Consider the following 17,133-nt stretch of genomic DNA (forward strand, 5'->3'; position numbering starts at 1 on the left):
TCAAAAAATTATAGAATAAAAGCGTAAATATTAATAGATACTTGAAAATACTAATTTCTAAATAATTTTGTTATAAGTGTATAAGGAGAATTAGGATGGAACAAATAACCTTATCTAAACAAGCATTATCTTTATGGGGTAAGAAAAAAGTTAATCATAATAACGAAAAACAATGGTTGCCATTAGTTGCGCACTTAGTTGATACCAAGAATGTTATTGGCTGGTTATACAATCACTGGCTTGATACTGGACAAAGAAATATTTTGAACAAAATTTTTGATAATAGTGATGATATTCAAAATCTGGTTGCATTTTTAGGCTATATTCATGATATTGGAAAGGCTACCCCAGCTTTTCAAACTAAGGAATCCTTTGTACATAATAAAGATTTAGACCAAGAGTTATTAGAAAAACTTATAAGGAACGGTTTTACTGGATTAGATGACTTAAATTTACAGGAGCCACGTAAGTCACTTCATGCTGTAGCAGGGGAGACAATTTTAGAAAATGCAGGTTTATGTGAAAGTGTCGGCGCCATTATTGGTGGACACCATGGTAAACCTCAAGAAGAATATTTTGATTATGAAGATCAATTAGATAATTACACTGCTAATTATTATCAGTCTGATATGTATAAAGAAAATCCTACCCGTGAAAAATGGGAAAGAGTACAAAATGAGTTAATTAATTACGGATTATCATTATGTAATTTAAATAGTCTTGAAGATATTCCAGAAATAACTCAACCACAGGCGGTTATCTTGGAAGGCTTAGTCATTATGGCTGACTGGTTGGCTTCAAGTGAGTTTATTATAAAAGATGAACAAAAAATACCTCTATTTCCATTAATTTCTGTTGATCAAGGTTTTACAGATATTGATGAAACTCAAAGATACCATCAAGGGATTATGAATTGGCTTAATACAGATTCATGGACTCCTCAACCAATCCTTCAACCTGAAAAGCAATATCAGAAACGTTGGAATTTTAATCCCAGAGCTGTACAACAAGAAATGTCTAAAATAATAGGTGACAGCGTTGATCCGGGAATGATAATCATTGAAGCACCAATGGGTATTGGTAAAACAGAAATTGCTTTAATGGCTGTAGAGCAACTAGCTGCTAAAACTGGGAGAAATGGTCTTTTCTTTGGCTTGCCTACTCAAGCAACTTCGAATGCTATGTTTGAAAGAGTTGATAAATGGCTTAATGAAATTGCAGAAGAGGAAGATATTAAAATCCCAATTAAATTAATGCATGGGAAAGCTCAATTTAATAAAAAATATCGCAAAATTCCTAAGGCAGAGAACATTGAATCAGATGAAGGCTCAGTTGTAGTTAATGAGTGGTTCAATGGAAAAAAGTCAATTTTAACTGACTTTGTAATTGGAACTATTGATCAATTACTTTTAATGGGATTAAAGCAGAAACATTTAGCTTTGCGACATTTGGGACTAAGTGGCAAAGTTGTAGTTATTGATGAAGTCCACGCTTATGATACTTATATGGATTCCTATTTAGAAAAAGCAATTGAATGGTTGGGAGCGTATAATGTTTCTGTGATTGCTTTATCTGCTACTTTGCCTGTAGCTAAAAGAAATAGTTTGTTAAAAGCATATGCTAAGGGAAAATACGGTAGTAAAAAATTTAAAACTAAGGATGATAGTTGGCAATCATGTCAAGCATATCCATTACTTAGCATGTTAGATGGGCGAAAATTAATACAAACAACAGAATTTGAAGCACCTAAGACACCAACTCATGTCGCAGTAACTCGCTTAAATGTTGAAGATGATAAAGTAATTAAGCAAGTCAATAATAAGATAAAAAATGGTGGGGTAGCTGGTGTTATTGTCAATACTGTTAAGAGAGCGCAGATGTTAGCACAAATTGCGAAAGAAAAAGTAGATAATGATACACAAGTTTTACTCTTACATTCAGCGTTTTTAGCTACAGATAGAAGTAAACGCGAAGATGATCTTCAAGACTTAATTGGCAAGGGAAAACAAAGACCTCAAAAATTAATTGTTATTGGTACTCAAGTTTTAGAACAATCTCTAGATATTGACTTTGATGTAATGTTTACAGATATTGCACCAATAGACTTGATTTTACAAAGAGCAGGCCGTCTACATCGTCACCAAATTGATAGACCACAAGGTTTAGAAAATCCACGGCTTTATGTAATGGGTATTAAGAGTTTGGGGGACTACGATGAAGGAACTGAAGCTATTTATGAACAGTATCTTTTAATGAAGACAGATTACTTTTTGAAAGATGAAATTGATTTACCTAGCGATATTTCTCCACTGGTTCAAGACGTATATTCTGAGGATACTGATTCTGAGGTTGAAAATATTGCAGAAGCTAAGGCAAAATTAGATGTTGATCAACATGAAGCTAAAAGGAAAGCTAGAGGATATCAAATTATGCCACCTGAGGATGACGAAACTTTGCATGGTTGGCTAGATAATTCAAACAAGGCTTCTGAACTTAGTGACATTAAAGCTGAAGCTGCAGTGAGAGATACCCAAGAAAGTATTGAAGTTATTTTACTTCGTAAGAAAGATAATGATTATTACTTGCTGAGCGGAGAAAATATCAAAGATGTGTCTGATGATATTGTGGCGCAACAAATAATTCGTTTGCCACATGCATTGACAATGGATATAGAGAAGTCCATCGAAACTTTAGAAAGTATTACCCAAACTAATTTTCCAGGATGGAAAGATAGTGTATGGCTTCGTGGAGCAATAGCTTTAGTATTAGATGAAAATAATGAAGTTGAATTTGGAAATTATAAAGTTAAGTATTCTTCTGATTTTGGATTAAGTTATGAAAAAGTGTAAAATGTAAGGGTGATCCTCATGTAGGTGAGGGTGATCCTGTTAGTTATATTTCTAAAGAGTAATCCTCATTTTATGAGGCGGCGATATCAATTAAGTGATGTTGCCTTTTTATTTTTTATAAAACACTTGTAAATGACTTTGTTAAGATGTATTTTTTAAATATAAATGTTAGATATATATCTATAAAAAGGAGTGATAATGAGTGAATAGTAAATTGCGTTTTAATTTGGTAACAGATCCATGGATCAAAGTAATCAGTAAAGATGATTATGCTGAAAAAGAGATCTCCCTAACTGAATTATTTCAAAATATTGGTAAATATTATCAACTTACTGGTGATACCCGCGCTCAAGATTTAGCGATACTGCGTTTTTTATTATCGATACTTTTAACTGTCTATACTCGTTTTGATGCTGATGATGAACAGTATGAGTGGTTAAAATTAGATGATAAATGGCGAGTGGTTGAGATAGATGATGATATCGATAAGTTGAATAAGATATTATTGAAAACTTGGAAGCAAATTTATAAACAGCAGGGTTTCACTGATAAAGTAGTAGAGTATTTAAATAAGTACAAGAATAAATTTGATTTATTTGGCGATACTCCCTTTTATCAGGTTACTAGAGAAGTATATGATCAAAATGTTGATGCTAAAAAGCAAGTTTCTAAAGGAAAAGGTACAGTAGCCGTTAAGCAGATAAATCGCAGAATCTCTGAAAGCAATAACACACCGTCTATATTCTCTCCTAAATCCGAAGAGGAGAAAAATAAAACGAACTTTGCTGAATTAACGAGATGGTTGATTACCTATCAGAATTTTTCTGGAGTTACTGATAAAACTAAGGTATCCTCAAAAGAAAAATTTTCAGTATCCAAGGGATGGCTATATTCGATTTCTCCTGTTTTTGTTAAGGGCAATGACTTATTTGAAACATTAATGTTCAATTTAACATTGATAAATGATAAAGATGAAGACCTAAGAGTACTTAAGCAAAAACCAGTTTGGGAATATGAAGATATTAATGAATATATTCAGCGTCGATTGACTGCGAAGTTTCCTGACAATTTGGCAGAATTATATACACTCTGGAGTAGGATGCTCCATATTGAGTGGGATGAGGATAAACCAACTATTTTTACTGCTGGATTACCAAAAGTTGATAGTGATGGAATCTTTTTAGAACCAATGACTACCTGGCGTAAAGATAAAAAAGGTGTAGAAAGTCCAGCGACTAAGAATAGAAATAATTTAAATATTGCTATGTGGCGTAATTTTGGTCAATATGTACCAGTTGCTGTGAAAAAAAATGATGATGACCCACGTACTCCAATAATGGTAAATTGGATTCGGAATCTTAAAAATAAGGGGTTTATTCCTAAACTTAGAAGTATAAACTTAGTTTCTGTAGCGATGATTAGTGATGGAAATACCTCGCAATCTCCATATGCAGAAGTAGTCAATAATATGGAAGCTGAAGCTGGGGTATTATTTGACGATGATCATGAATTTGCTAAAAGATGGCCTGTAAAAATTGAATCTGTAGTTATAGATACGCAAAAAATTGCAAGTTATTTCTACTGGTTTGCAAAAGAATTTTCTGAACTTCGAGGCATAAAAGATAATAGCTGGGCCAATAAAGCAACAGCACGGTTTTATGATCAGTTGAATATACCGTTTTATGCATGGCTTTCGAGTTTAACGAATGATGACGATCGTGAGGTTAAAGTCAAAGAATGGCGAAAAATTTTAACCCAAATCGTTACTCAGCAAGCTAGAGAAATCTTTACATTATCAGCTTCACAGGAAATAATTGGTAGAGATAAGCAGAATGTCTTTACTATCTATAATAAATTAAGAAGAAATATACATGTATATTTCAAATCAAAGTAAGGGGATAGTATGAGTAACAAAAAGAATACTATTCGTTCTATAACAGCACGAATAATTTATCAACTATATAATAATGGAGAAATTAATAAAGGCGTTTTGGCTACATTAAGAAGAACTACTTCTATGGCTGATAAAGGAGCTGAAAAAGTTTGGCCATTTATTTTTGATAATATAGCAACTGATAATAAAAATGCGCAGATTAATATTTTGAGTACAAATGGTAATCCTACTAGACAGGAAAATGCTATTTATACGGCATTACATTGTTATGCAATGTTTCAACAAGGAATTGACCAAACATGTGTATACGCTGCTTCCACTACTAGAAAAGATGAAGAAGGGTCCGAAGAAAAAGGTCTTACGCTTTTTAGCGCCTTAAGAATGGTGAAAAATAGTGATTCTAAAGTTGCAGAAGCTTTAGATAGACGAGTAACAGTACTGTTAGCGACAACAAACATAAATAGTGCTATTAAATCAATCACTCATTTGGTAAGTATGCTTAAAGGCAAAAAACTAGGATTCAAAATTGATTTTGCCCAATTAGCCAGTGACTTAAATGTGTTTCAGATTAGCCCCAAGACAGCTAGAGAAATTGCTTTAAAGTGGGGAAGAGATTATTACTGGAATACCTATGCACTAAAAAATCAAAATGAAGAAAATTAATCATGATTCAAGGAGAAAGAATAAAATGAAGAATATGTATTTAGATATTAATTTATTACAAACTGTGCCATCCTCAAATATTAACCGTGATGATACTGGTTCCCCTAAAACTGCAATTTACGGTGGTGTGCCTCGTTCAAGAGTTTCATCTCAAAGTTGGAAGAGAGCAATGCGGTTAGCATTTGAGGAAGAAACTAAGGATGCAGAGTGGCTGGAGAGCTATCGTACATTGAAAGCACCAACTATTTTGGCTAAAAAATTACAAAAACTTGATAATGAATTAAGTGATAAAGATGCAAATGAGAAAGCAGAGAAAATTTTTAAAGCTGCTGGAATAAAGGGTCTTGATAAGAATAAAGATACGGGAGAGTATTCAACTAAAGCATTGCTCTTGGTTAGTGACGGTCAGTTGGAAAAAATTGCTAAATTTACTTTAGAGATTGATAAATTAGATAAAGATGCAGCAAAAGAAATCAAAAATATTTTAATGGGTAATCAATCATTAGACTTAGCTCTTTTTGGTAGAATGGTGGCTGATAATCCCGAATTGAATGTTGATGCGTCTAGTCAAGTAGCTCATGCTGTTTCTACTCATGAAGTTACACCAGAATTTGATTTTTATACTGCAGTAGATGATGTTAAAGAAGATAATGAATCTGGGTCAGCTATGTTGGGAACACTTGAATATAATTCTTCAACTTTGTATAGATATGCAAATGTGAATGTTAGAGACTTAATGCATAATTTAGGTAGTAAGGACTTAACTTTAGAAGGTTTGAAGTTATTTATCAAAGATTTCATCATGACAATGCCAACGGGTAAGGAAAATAGCTATGCTAACAAGACTTTGCCACAATACGTGCTGATTAATGTACGTGATGATACACCAGTTAACTTAGTATCTGCTTTTGAAACGCCGGTTAACTCAAATGGAGGATATGTAAATGCTTCAATTAAGCGATTAGAAGCGGAAAATAAGAATAGCTTAAAATTTGTTGATCAGCCAATATTTAGTATTGCTTTAACAAGTAAAGAATCTAAGATTGATAATGAAGCCCAAAATATTGATGATTTGATTAATCAAACTACTGAGTTTATTGGTCAGGAGTTAAAAGATGAAGACAGCAACGATTAGATTAACTGCGCCCTTGCAGTCGTACGGAAATCAGGCTGATTTTAATCAGAGAACGACGAATTATTATCCAACAAAGAGTGCAATTATTGGTATGGTTGCTGCAGCATTGGGTTATCAAAGGGATAATTCTAGAATTGAAGAATTAAATAAATTACTAGTAGCCGTTCGGATTGAACAACCGAGTAAAATGATGACTGAATTTCAAACGGTAGAATATCATAAAAGTTCAACTAAAACTGCTCGTAAGTTAACTTATCGTCAGTTTTTGCAAGATGCTGTTTTTGTGGTAGCAATTGGCAGTAATGATAATCAAGCAATTGATCAATTAATTAACGCTTTGAAACATCCTAAATTTCAACTTTATTTAGGAAGAAGATCTAATCCACCTGCAGGACCGCTGAAAGTTGATGATTTTCAAGATAAAAATCCAATCCAAGTTTTAGAAGATTTACCTTGGCAAGCTTCTAAATGGTACCAGAAAAAATTCCCTAAAAAAGAATTCACAGCTAAAATAATCGCAGATGCTGTCCTTATTCCTGATGGTAAAGTGATTTTTACCAAGGATAAGGTAGGTTCGTTTAATCAAAAAGATAGATATCATAAATATCGCGCAATAACAGAAAAGAAAGTTCAACTTGAAAACCTTGAATATGAGCAAGAAAAACATTTTCGTAGTGATTTAGATTATTGGTCAGCTATTTAGGAGGATAATTATGTATCTATCGAGAGTTAAAATTGATACTAAGAATCGTCAAAAAATAAGTGATTTATCTCATTTGGGCGCTTATCATAATTGGATTGAGCAAAGTTTTCCTGATGAAATTAAAAATAAAGAAAGATTACGTCATTTATGGAGAATTGACTCAGTTGGTAATAAAAACTACCTTTTAGTATTAAGTAAAGAAAAGCCTGATTTAGATAAATTAGAAAAGTATGGCGTTGAAGGCACTGCTGCAACTAAAGATTATGATCAATTTCTTAATAATTTGATTGAAGGAAAAAGATATCGCTTTAGACTAACTGCCAATCCTACGCACCGCATTACTAATGCTACAACGGGTAAGTCAAGGGTGGTACCACACATCACGATTTTGCAACAAATAAACTGGCTTTTAGACCGGATGGATAAGCATGGCTTTGAAGTAGTTAAGTATAAGAATCTACATCCTTATCAAATAATTAAAAACAGAGAAGTATTAGATCAAAAAGAATACATCTATAAATTAGATGTTACTTCACGTGATTGGCCATTACTTCGTCGAAAAGGAAATAGTCGAGGAATGAAACTGAGCCGCGTAACCTTTGAAGGAGTTTTAGAGATTACTGACTTAGAAAAGTTTAAAGAGGCTCTTATTAATGGTATCGGTAGAGAGAAAGCATATGGCATGGGATTATTAACAGTAATTCCATTGGAAGATTAAAATGGAGAAAAATTTTGGAGCGAAAAAACCAGAGCTACAAGAGCTAGGTAGAGTTTCTGATAGAATAAGTTTTTTGTATTTAGAACACGCTCGAATTAATAGGCAAGATAGTGCGATTCAAGTTTCTGATAGTCAGGGAATTGTTAATATTCCGGTAGCGCTGTTAAGTGTTTTGTTGTTAGGGCCAGGTGTAGATGTTACCCATCGAGCTATGGAATTGATGGGAGATTCTGGGCTTGCAGTTGTGTGGGTAGGAGAATGGGGGGTTCGTCAGTATGCACATGGTTGTGCGCTTAATCATTCTTCACAATTACTCGAAGTGCAGGCAAAGCTAGTTTCTAATCGTAGAAGCCGCTTAGCTGTGGCAAGAAAAATGTATGAAATACGTTTTCCAGGTGAGGATTTTACTCATTTAACTATGCAACAGCTTCGAGGTAAAGAAGGTTCGCGGGTTAGAAAGATTTATCGAGAGCAATCTAAATTGACAGGTGTAGCCTGGACAAAGCGAGAATATAAGGTTGATAATTTTGAAGATGGTACAGCTATTAATAAAGCACTAACAGCAGCTCATCAGGCACTTTATGGATTAAGTTATAGTGTAATTGCTGCTTTGGGTGTTTCGCCAGGATTAGGATTTATTCATACAGGTCATGATTTATCCTTTGTGTATGATTTTGCGGATTTATACAAAGCAGATTATTCAATTCCAATTGCTTTTAAGACGACCGCTAAATATGGAGACCATGATATTGCGACTCACACTAGAATTGCGATGAGAGATGCATTTCGTAGTGGTAAATTACTTACTCAGATGGTTAAAGATTTAAAAAGTATTTTATTAGGGGATGCTGCTAAAGATAGTGAAGTAGTTCAAGTTTCTATGAGCTTATGGGATGATAGAGAAGGGTTGCAGAAGTTCGGCGTTCAGTATCATGAGGTAGAGTCATGATAGTTATTACCCTTACTAAAGTTCCAAAATCTTTGCGTGGAGATTTGACAAAATGGTGTCAAGAAGTTCAGAGTGGGGTCTATGTTGGAAACTTCAATGCACGAATTCGCGATTTATTGTGGGAGAGAATCCTATCTAACATAGGTAAAGGTGAGGCTACTTTAATTTATAGTACTAATAATGAATTAGGATATACCTTTAAAACTACACGAAAAGATAAAGAGATCATTGATTTTGATGGTATACCTTTGTTGAAGCAACTAAAAATGCAGCCGATTGCTCATGAATACGGTTTTAGTAAAGTGTCTCAGTATCATCAAGCTAGAAAATATAGAAAAAATGTAAGAATAGATAATATTTTTTCTTCGGTAGTATCAATTGATATAGAAACTACGGGATTAGATTTTTCAAAAGATGCCATACTATCTATTGGTGCAGTTAAGTATAGTCAGAAGAATAAAGATTATAAAAAATTTTATCGAATAATAAAATCAAATTGTAAGATTCCTAATGAAATTTCTAAACTAACTGGATTAACTCAAGCACTATTAGTTAGTGAAGGAGTTGGGATAGGGGATGCTTTAACTGATTTGAGAAAATTTATTGGAGATAAGTTAGTAATAGGATATAATCTATCTTTTGACTATAATTTTTTGGTTCGTGAATATAAAAAGTTGCATCGAAAAATTTTTATGAATGAGCTAAAAGATTTATTGCCGATAGTTAAAAAATCAAATATATTTTTAGATAATTATAAATTAAGTACAGTGTTAAGAGAATATAATATAACTAATCAGCATCCTCATCATGCGTTGTTTGATGCACGTGCTGTATTAGACTTATTGAAAAAACTAATTGAAAAGGGTAGAATCAACATTTAGGAAGGTTATAACAACGGGCTTTAATTACTGTATTCCCCACGAATGTGGTGTTTTTTATTATTTTTAGTGATTATTAGCGATTATAAACGTTGATATATAAGCATTTTGATAATTGATAATCGTTAATAATTATAAAGTCGTTGCACGTTTCGTTGCACGGCTTTTATTTTTTCATAAAGTTGTTTAAATATGATTCAAATTTATCATCACTATCTTTTTTGTCTTCATCTGCAAGATATGCATAGATACTTAAAGTGGTCTGTAAATTTTTGTGACCAAGTCTATGACTGATTGAGTACCAATCAACAGGTAAATTGTTTTGTTTAAAAAGGTGATGAAGTAAGGCTACATGGCAGTGACGTAAGCTGTGAAAGTGGAAATCACCTAAATCTATTTTTAATTGACTAAGATACTCTCTTAGAAGCTCATTAAGACCTTTTGAGGCAGGAACGTAGGGCGGCTGTTTAGGATAACCGAAAACTAAATTTAAATCATTTTTATTAGGTTTTAATTCTTTCAAGATATTTAGTAACTCATCATTTACTCTTATAGTTCGATATGAACTGTCATTTTTAAGACCTTTAAGCAATTCTGGAGTTTTCTTAATGCGGTGATAGTTAAAGGCTTTATCAATTTTGATTGTTTTATGAGTAAAATCTATTTTATTCCATCTTAATCCTGCAATTTCACCTACACGCATTCCAGTAGCAATTGCTGTGATAATCATATAATTTTCAGGTTGGGTAGGATTTCTAGTTTCAGTAACTAGTTTAAGAAGAGCTTGAATTTGTGAGACGCTGGGATAGATAATTTTCATTTTTCTATCTTTATTACCTTTAGCATAAATTCCAGCCGTGAAATCTTTATATATGACACCATCTTGAATTGCTGCGTTTACACATGATCTTGTAATAGATAGGTAGTGGTTGACTGATTGCTGTGCATGATTAGCTGCAAATTTATTTAAAGCCTCTTGATACCTCATTCTAGTGATTTTATCCATGGTAAGGATGCCAAATTCTTTTTGTATTTGTTTATGTAAGGCGTAATATCTTTCGGCAGATCTAGGCTCTATTTTAGGAATTTTATAAGTCTCAGCCCATTTTATAAAGTAATCGGCAAACTTGGGTGTCTTAGGCTGTTGGATTAATCCACGGGTTCCTTTTAACTCATACTCAGTACCCCAAGCTTTAGCTTCGCGTTTGGTTTTAAAGCCTTGCTTACTTTTTTGCTTTTTAATAGGCTTTCCATTTTCATCTAAGTCATAGGGATCTCTCCAAGTTGCGCGTGCAAGCCAACCGCCATTTCTTTGTGTTATGTAAACCATAAAATCTCCTTTGTTTTTATATGAGGAAAATAAAAGCCTACCCTCAGCAGGGCAGGCATAAGTTAAAATTAGCCTGTTAAGGCTGAATTTTGTATTATTCGTTTAAGTTGATAGTCATGTCATATGTGTGGTCATAGTCAGATAAGCTATCATCATCACTATCATCAGTATCTTGTAATTGACAATCAAACTTAAATCTAAATGATTTAATGTCGTTAACATTCTTTAAGTTATATACAGGAATATATACAGTACCAGTTTTTGACATACCTTTATCTAGATCGCCCCAATCGTCTTTAACGCTGACATCAGATTGTTCATTGATGCTTGGGATGCTGATAGTACCGATATTCATTAAAACTTGTATATCCTTAATTGCTTTAACTGAGACAGTAACAGCTAAAATACCCTGAACAGTTTTTCTGTTCTTCTTTGTCCCATACGTATATCCATCTTTTACTTTATAAACAGTGGCAGAATCGACGGTTGCAGTTGCGTTTTTCCAAGAAGTATCGGTGCTATTAACTTTAAAGTCCTTGGATTGGGTATAGTAAATATCTTCACCATCTAAAGTAACGTAACCTTTATTCTTACTACTACTGGATTGGGTAGTTGAGGTAGTATTACTACTACTTGAATCAGATGAATCATCATCACTACCACCACTAGCAGCCATAATAAATACAAAAATTACTACGATAGCAATAATCAACCAAACCCACCAGCGCTTATACCAAGGCTTTTTAGGCTTCTTTTCATTTACTACATAGGTTTTTCCATCTTCACCTTTAATCTCTTTTGCCAAAATAATTCCTCCAAAATAAATCTACCTTAGGTTTATAGTCACTGGCGTTGTGGACTTTGATATAATATATAACCTTTCCAGCACCCTCAGGGGTGCTTTTTTAATATGTAAGATATTTGCTACGCCCATCTGCTTCAAAAAGCTTTTTAGCTAGTCCTAGCATACGAAAGGGGATGCCGTAAACTTGCATGAAGCGTATCGGTTCATAGAAGTAGTGTCCATGAGATTTAGCATACTCATAGAGCATCTTTAAGGCGTAAGCATCTGCTTGTATTTCTTCACTGATAGAGCCTGAATACCCTGTATAATACATGACACCTTGTTCTCCCAATTCTAAGTGTCCAATTTCATGACTAATAATGAAAGGAATCTCGTTAATATCATGCCAACCGGTATTGATAACCATATAATTAAACCTTTTGACTGACACAGAAGGGTCGTGTGGTTCAGCTTTGATTAAGCGATAAGAATAGCCGTGATCGAAGGCATAATTTAAAAGGTAGCGTATCAGTTCCTCACGATTACGGTCATTTTCATTCATGCCTAGTAACCTTACCTTCTTTAATATCTTCTTCCATAAGACCCTTAATCATGTTCATGTACTTATCAGGGATATTGTAACCGCGGTAAGAGTAGGCGTGGAAGTTATCCAAGTCTACATTTGATTGATCAGCTTCTTCATTATTAGAAGACTTTGAAGGTTTGGATGGGTCATCAGTATTTCCAGTTAAATAATCAATAGAAGTTTCATAAGCCGTAGCAATTGTTTTAAGAGTATCTATATCAGGCTCTCTATATCCTTGTTCATATCCAGAATAAGTGGAGTAAGGTATGTGTAATTCTGATACAGCACGTTTCCTAGTCCAGTGCATTTTTTCTCTTTGTTCAATCAACCTATTACTAAGTAAAGTCATTACATTCACTCCTTTATTTATTACTCCTTTTGCGTTAATTTTAGTTCTTTTTACGCAAAATGAAAACATTTTTATACAAAATGCGTAAAAATATATTGACAATTACGCACAATGCGGTATTATATATTTGTAAGTTGATTACGCAATATGAATAAAAAGAAAGAGGGACAAAATGCCAACAGTTGTAAAAAATGATGCTGGTGAAGTTCTTCAAAATTATTTGAAGAGTCACGGCATCAAGCAAACATGGCTTGCTGACAAGCTCGGCCTGTCACCTAGTCAACTAGGAGACAGATTACATGGCCGATTAAAGTTCAATGCAGACTTTGCCATTCAAGTAGCAAGTGTATTAGGAATATCCGCGGATATTTTTTTAAAAGAAAATTACGCGAAACGAGTAAAATAAAAAGGAGAACAAAATGAATACATTAATTCCAGTTCAAGTAAAGAACAACCAGCAATTAGTTTCAGCAAGAGACTTATACCAAGGATTAGAAATTAAAAGAAGATTTTCAGCTTGGTGGGAACAAAATTCAAAAGACTTTGAAAAAGGCACAGATTTTCAACCTGTACTTAGAAGTACACCTAGAGAAAATCGTGGAAGCATTGAACTTCAAGATTACGTATTGACTATGGACACTGCAAAAGAAATTTGCATGATGAGTCACACGGAAAAAGGCAAAGAAGTAAGAAGATACTTCATTGAAGTTGAAAAGAAATTCAGACAACAGCAAGTGGCATTGCAGCTCCCACAAACGCCTGAAGAACAGTTAGCACTTACGATGAAAGTGATGACTAGAACAACTAAGCGTGTGGATAACTTGGAAAAAGATGTCACTTTTTTGAAAGATAATTCTGAAATTGAGGAAGATAAGAAGTTTCAATTAGAACTTCATAGAAATCGTAGAGTTGTTAAATTGTGTGGCGGTAAAGAAAGCAATTTCTACAAAACAAAAAATGCACCACGTAAGTTGTATTCTCAAATGTTTCAATACTTCAAGCGCCATTTCGGAGTTACTAAGTATGGAACTTTGAAGAAAAAAGATTTCAAAGCTGCAATTGATTTTATTGATAACTGGTCTCCGGATTATGAATTGAGACAAGAAATTAAGTCAGTTAACGCTCAATTGCAGTTGTTAGATGGTGGCAAGTAATGAGCAAGTACAAAATATCGCTAACTATGGAGCTTGAAGATTTAGATAGTTTGCTAGCTTATACAGTTGGTCATATCAGCAAAATCTATTCACAAGACCTCAAAGATAATGAAAGCGTAGATATTAAGATTTCAAAAATAAAGGAGTAAACATTATGAAGTTTGACAGCGTTAGAGAAGCATTAAATGTGTTGATGGCCTTAGCTAATCCACAATCCAGACCTAAAGCAAGACCGGATAACGAAACGGATTGGCACGATATGAATTTTAAGGAATTGCAGCAGGATGTATACGAAATCGGGGCTAACATTTGCGACTTGCTAGGCATGAGTGATGTATATGTGCCTGAAGCTATTCCAAAAGCTGAACAAGCATCAAAAGAAGAGGGAGAATTCACAAAATACGATCAAGTAGAAGGCTTGCTTACAGAAGCGCAAGAGAATTTAAATAAAAATGAGGTAGACGAAGCAAGGTACAACATCAAATGTGCGCTTGGATTGGTTCGGGATATGAAAAAAGCTGACTTCGAAGAGAGAAAGCAAACAAAAAAAGAGCTAATTTCAAAAGAAATAAAGCCCTTCATAAATGACTGGATTAATAGTTAGTCTCAAGAGAAAAGAAGTGATAAAGATGCAACTAATCTTAGATGACAAAGATATTGATGTAAAAATTGATGCCGCTGTTAAAAGAAGATTAGCTCAAAAAAAGTTAATTGGTAGAACACTTACTATTGATGAATTCCGCAAAGAGTACTGCGGTGGCAAGGCTAAAGAGTGGGTACGACAAAAGATTTTTGATCGTTATCCAGAAGTAGACTTTGACAATGGTGGCTGGGTGGTTAATCCACGTGCTAGCCCTAAGGGACGTAAGACTATCATCTTTGCTAAAGAAGCAAGTGAATGGATGCAAGAACATCAGCATTACATTGACTGGAATGAAAGAGTAATTTAAGGAGAAAAAATATGTCATCAGAAAATAAAACTACACAAATCGAAGAAAAAGACACAGTTTTGGTTGAAGATGCATTTGGACAAAGTCCAAGTGAACGCTTGAAACGCGCTCAAGACCAGCAAGCCGCAATTGAAGAGGCGCAGCACAAACAAGATTTAAAGATGATTGGCTGGGTGTTGGTTGCCGCATTTATTGGGCTTTTAGCAGGTCTAGCACTTTAAGGAGGTGATGAAAATGAGTGAAGAAACAACGAAAAAATTAGTTATAGCATCAAATGCCATAGGTGGTGAAGAATTGTTAGAACAGCTTTCTTTCAATTTTTGCACAAAAAAAGCGCCGACTTACGGACGTCAGCGCTCAGAGAAAACTGTTAACTAAAACTTTCAATGTCTACATTATAGCACATTGAAGGTCAGGGTCAAAATAAGTTAGAGAGGTTAACCATGGAGAAAAGTTTAATTGCATTTGAAAATCAAGACTACCCAATTAGTATCCAAGCCGCAGAAATTGATTTCCCCGGTTATGAAGAGTTAAAGAAGCGAGTTGATAAATTAACCAATGATTGGAAAGGGTACGTTGTAACGGCTGAAAGCATTGATGCAGACAAGAGAACCAAGAGGGAATTAAATCGCCTTGCTAAGTCCTTAAATCAACGTAGAATCCAAATCAATCGTGAAGCTTCGAAGCCAATCGACGAATTTAAAAAGCAAATTGATGGGTTAGTTAAAGAGATTAAAGATGTTTCTGATCAGATGAACAAAGGTATCAAATTCTATGATGAGAAGCTTCGTGAAGATAAAAAGAAGCATAACTTAGAGCGTCTATCTAAAATTGCTACCGGCTATGGGCTAGATATTTCCGAGATTGAGTATGACGACAAATGGAGTAATAAGTCTACTGGGTGGACTTATATTGAAAATAGCGCCCGTGAACGTATGGAAAATGTTGTTCAAACTAAAAAACAGCGTCAAGAGATTGAGGATACTATCAGAGTTAAAGCCGATGAGCTTAATCAAATTGCTGATAGATACATTGAAATGCTTGATAAACATTCTCTTGCCGATGTTTTACATCAGATGAATGTGGACCATCAAATTGTAGTTGAGACTGCTAAGAGACAGGCTGAAACAAAAAAGAAAGAACAGGCTTCTTTGGCTAGTCATGGTAATAAAGCAATTAATCCTGAAACGGGAGAAATTGTTGATGACATAAAGATTGCTTTGTTGAAAATTCAAGGTACTACTACACAAATGAAAGCACTAGCTAGTTTCATGAAGGATTGGGGTATTAAGGTTTTAGGAAGTAAAGAGGTGAGTAAATAATGTTACCAACGACTGATCCTTTACAAGGACTTGTGATTGAAGTAGTTGATAAAAAAATGGAAGCTGCAGACCAAGTTAAAGCAAAAATCGAATTATTATCAACATTTGCCCAAGTTCAGCATGCTATTACTCCGCCTAAAAAAGATGCAGAGGCAGGTAATGGAGGTAAATTTTCTTATAAGTATGCCACTTTAGATGCTGTACTGAAATCAATCATTGATGCTTCTAAAGATTTAGACATAGGTTTTTGGCAAAAACCTGTTAGATACGGTAATGCAATCGGGGTTATCAACTACATTTTTAATGGAGCAGGAGCAATCATTAACTTTGGTGCATTCTTGCTGCCAGCAGGTAGAACACCACAAGATGCAGGTGCAGCCCTCACTTACTCTAAGAGATATTCAATTAGTTCAATTTTTGGAGTTGCCAGTGAAGAAGATGATGATGGACGTCAAACCGAATCAAATCAGAAAGTATACACCTTTTCCCCTCAACAGTTAGAACAATATGAGGTTCTATACAACGGCAAAAAGTCTAAATTATCAGATATTTACGATGAAGCGGTTAAGGGTGTTGAAGAAGCTCAAAAATGGATTCGTAAGAGAAAACACAATTATCGAACAACTAGTGCTATTAAGCAACTTGATGAGAAGTATATGAAGAGAGAAGCTGACCGTAAAGCTAAAGAGAAGGCAGAAAAGGAAGCCGCAGAGGCCGCTACAATTGCCAAAAAAGAAGAAAAAAAGAAAGCGCTAGATAGGATTAAATCAACTCCGAAAAAAGAGGATGAGTTAGTAGATCCTTTTCCTGAATCTAAAGTTGATATTAAAGATGACATAACTGATTTATTTAAAACTGAGGTGAAGTAG

21 protein-coding genes are annotated in these 17,133 nt (G+C 34.2%); 17 read left to right on the plus strand and 4 right to left on the minus strand.

What is annotated here, in order from left to right:
* Positions 1 to 95 precede the first annotated feature (95 nt).
* From cas3 to cas2e, 8 genes are all read left to right on the plus strand, one after another.
* Positions 96 to 2,849 (plus strand): CRISPR-associated helicase Cas3', encoded by a 2,754-nt coding sequence (cas3, locus tag HDR40_RS05930; RefSeq protein WP_290627496.1) that lies wholly within the window; start codon positions 96 to 98, stop codon positions 2,847 to 2,849.
* 202 nt (positions 2,850 to 3,051) lie between these two features.
* On the plus strand, positions 3,052 to 4,743 hold the full coding sequence (locus tag HDR40_RS05935; RefSeq protein WP_290627498.1) for a type I-E CRISPR-associated protein Cse1/CasA: 1,692 nt from the start codon (positions 3,052 to 3,054) through the stop codon (positions 4,741 to 4,743).
* 9 nt (positions 4,744 to 4,752) lie between these two features.
* Positions 4,753 to 5,406: a type I-E CRISPR-associated protein Cse2/CasB gene (gene casB / locus HDR40_RS05940; protein WP_290627500.1), complete on the plus strand. Its 654-nt coding sequence runs from the start codon at positions 4,753 to 4,755 to the stop codon at positions 5,404 to 5,406.
* A gap of 25 nt (positions 5,407 to 5,431) precedes the next feature.
* Positions 5,432 to 6,541 carry a type I-E CRISPR-associated protein Cas7/Cse4/CasC gene (cas7e, locus tag HDR40_RS05945; RefSeq protein ID WP_290627502.1) on the plus strand — a complete coding sequence of 370 codons (1,110 nt, stop codon included), beginning with the start codon at positions 5,432 to 5,434 and terminating at the stop codon, positions 6,539 to 6,541.
* Complete coding sequence (gene cas5e, locus HDR40_RS05950) at positions 6,522 to 7,244, plus strand: type I-E CRISPR-associated protein Cas5/CasD (RefSeq protein WP_290627504.1); 723 nt, start codon at positions 6,522 to 6,524, stop codon at positions 7,242 to 7,244. The genes cas7e and cas5e overlap by 20 nt, the downstream gene beginning before the upstream one ends.
* A 10-nt stretch (positions 7,245 to 7,254) precedes the next feature.
* Entirely contained in the window at positions 7,255 to 7,962 is a 708-nt protein-coding gene (cas6e, locus tag HDR40_RS05955; RefSeq protein WP_290627506.1) for a type I-E CRISPR-associated protein Cas6/Cse3/CasE, read from the plus strand.
* Between the two features lies 1 nt (position 7,963).
* Positions 7,964 to 8,911: a type I-E CRISPR-associated endonuclease Cas1e gene (gene cas1e, locus HDR40_RS05960; RefSeq protein ID WP_290627508.1), complete on the plus strand. Its 948-nt coding sequence runs from the start codon at positions 7,964 to 7,966 to the stop codon at positions 8,909 to 8,911.
* On the plus strand, positions 8,908 to 9,792 hold the full coding sequence (gene cas2e / locus HDR40_RS05965) for a type I-E CRISPR-associated endoribonuclease Cas2e (protein ID WP_290627509.1): 885 nt from the start codon (positions 8,908 to 8,910) through the stop codon (positions 9,790 to 9,792). The genes cas1e and cas2e overlap by 4 nt, the downstream gene beginning before the upstream one ends.
* A 163-nt stretch (positions 9,793 to 9,955) precedes the next feature.
* On the opposite strand, the gene HDR40_RS05970 is transcribed toward cas2e, so the two are convergent.
* The 4 genes from HDR40_RS05970 to HDR40_RS05985 form a co-directional block, all read right to left on the minus strand.
* Positions 9,956 to 11,119, minus strand: a complete 1,164-nt coding sequence (locus HDR40_RS05970) for a tyrosine-type recombinase/integrase (RefSeq protein ID WP_290627511.1) — start codon at positions 11,117 to 11,119, stop codon at positions 9,956 to 9,958.
* Between the two features lie 94 nt (positions 11,120 to 11,213).
* Positions 11,214 to 11,924 (minus strand): hypothetical protein, encoded by a 711-nt coding sequence (locus HDR40_RS05975; protein ID WP_290627513.1) that lies wholly within the window; start codon positions 11,922 to 11,924, stop codon positions 11,214 to 11,216.
* Between the two features lie 100 nt (positions 11,925 to 12,024).
* Positions 12,025 to 12,330, minus strand: coding sequence for a hypothetical protein (locus tag HDR40_RS05980; RefSeq protein ID WP_290627515.1), 306 nt, complete (start codon positions 12,328 to 12,330; stop codon positions 12,025 to 12,027).
* Between the two features lie 127 nt (positions 12,331 to 12,457).
* Positions 12,458 to 12,838, minus strand: a complete 381-nt coding sequence (locus HDR40_RS05985) for a helix-turn-helix transcriptional regulator (protein WP_290627517.1) — start codon at positions 12,836 to 12,838, stop codon at positions 12,458 to 12,460.
* Between the two features lie 172 nt (positions 12,839 to 13,010).
* Between HDR40_RS05985 and HDR40_RS05990 the strand changes: the two genes are divergently transcribed.
* The 9 genes from HDR40_RS05990 to HDR40_RS06030 all read left to right on the plus strand — a co-directional run bounded on the left by HDR40_RS05990 (position 13,011) and on the right by HDR40_RS06030 (position 17,133).
* On the plus strand, positions 13,011 to 13,244 hold the full coding sequence (locus HDR40_RS05990; RefSeq protein WP_290627519.1) for a helix-turn-helix domain-containing protein: 234 nt from the start codon (positions 13,011 to 13,013) through the stop codon (positions 13,242 to 13,244).
* A gap of 13 nt (positions 13,245 to 13,257) precedes the next feature.
* A complete protein-coding gene (locus HDR40_RS05995; protein ID WP_290627521.1) occupies positions 13,258 to 13,992 on the plus strand; it encodes an ORF6C domain-containing protein in 735 nt (244 codons plus the stop codon).
* Complete coding sequence (locus tag HDR40_RS06000) at positions 13,992 to 14,141, plus strand: hypothetical protein (RefSeq protein WP_290627523.1); 150 nt, start codon at positions 13,992 to 13,994, stop codon at positions 14,139 to 14,141. Before HDR40_RS05995 ends, HDR40_RS06000 begins: the two co-directional genes overlap by 1 nt.
* Before the next feature lie 5 nt (positions 14,142 to 14,146).
* Complete coding sequence (locus HDR40_RS06005) at positions 14,147 to 14,596, plus strand: hypothetical protein (RefSeq protein ID WP_290627525.1); 450 nt, start codon at positions 14,147 to 14,149, stop codon at positions 14,594 to 14,596.
* Between the two features lie 25 nt (positions 14,597 to 14,621).
* On the plus strand, positions 14,622 to 14,942 hold the full coding sequence (locus HDR40_RS06010) for a DUF771 domain-containing protein (protein WP_290627527.1): 321 nt from the start codon (positions 14,622 to 14,624) through the stop codon (positions 14,940 to 14,942).
* 11 nt (positions 14,943 to 14,953) lie between these two features.
* Entirely contained in the window at positions 14,954 to 15,163 is a 210-nt protein-coding gene (locus tag HDR40_RS06015; RefSeq protein WP_290627529.1) for a hypothetical protein, read from the plus strand.
* Positions 15,164 to 15,176: 13 nt separating this feature from the next.
* On the plus strand, positions 15,177 to 15,320 hold the full coding sequence (locus HDR40_RS06020; protein ID WP_290627530.1) for a hypothetical protein: 144 nt from the start codon (positions 15,177 to 15,179) through the stop codon (positions 15,318 to 15,320).
* Positions 15,321 to 15,385: 65 nt separating this feature from the next.
* On the plus strand, positions 15,386 to 16,264 hold the full coding sequence (locus tag HDR40_RS06025) for a DUF1351 domain-containing protein (RefSeq protein WP_290627532.1): 879 nt from the start codon (positions 15,386 to 15,388) through the stop codon (positions 16,262 to 16,264).
* Positions 16,264 to 17,133: an ERF family protein gene (locus HDR40_RS06030; RefSeq protein ID WP_290627534.1), complete on the plus strand. Its 870-nt coding sequence runs from the start codon at positions 16,264 to 16,266 to the stop codon at positions 17,131 to 17,133. Before HDR40_RS06025 ends, HDR40_RS06030 begins: the two co-directional genes overlap by 1 nt.

The sequence above is a fragment of the Lactobacillus sp. genome (genome assembly GCF_014803895.1).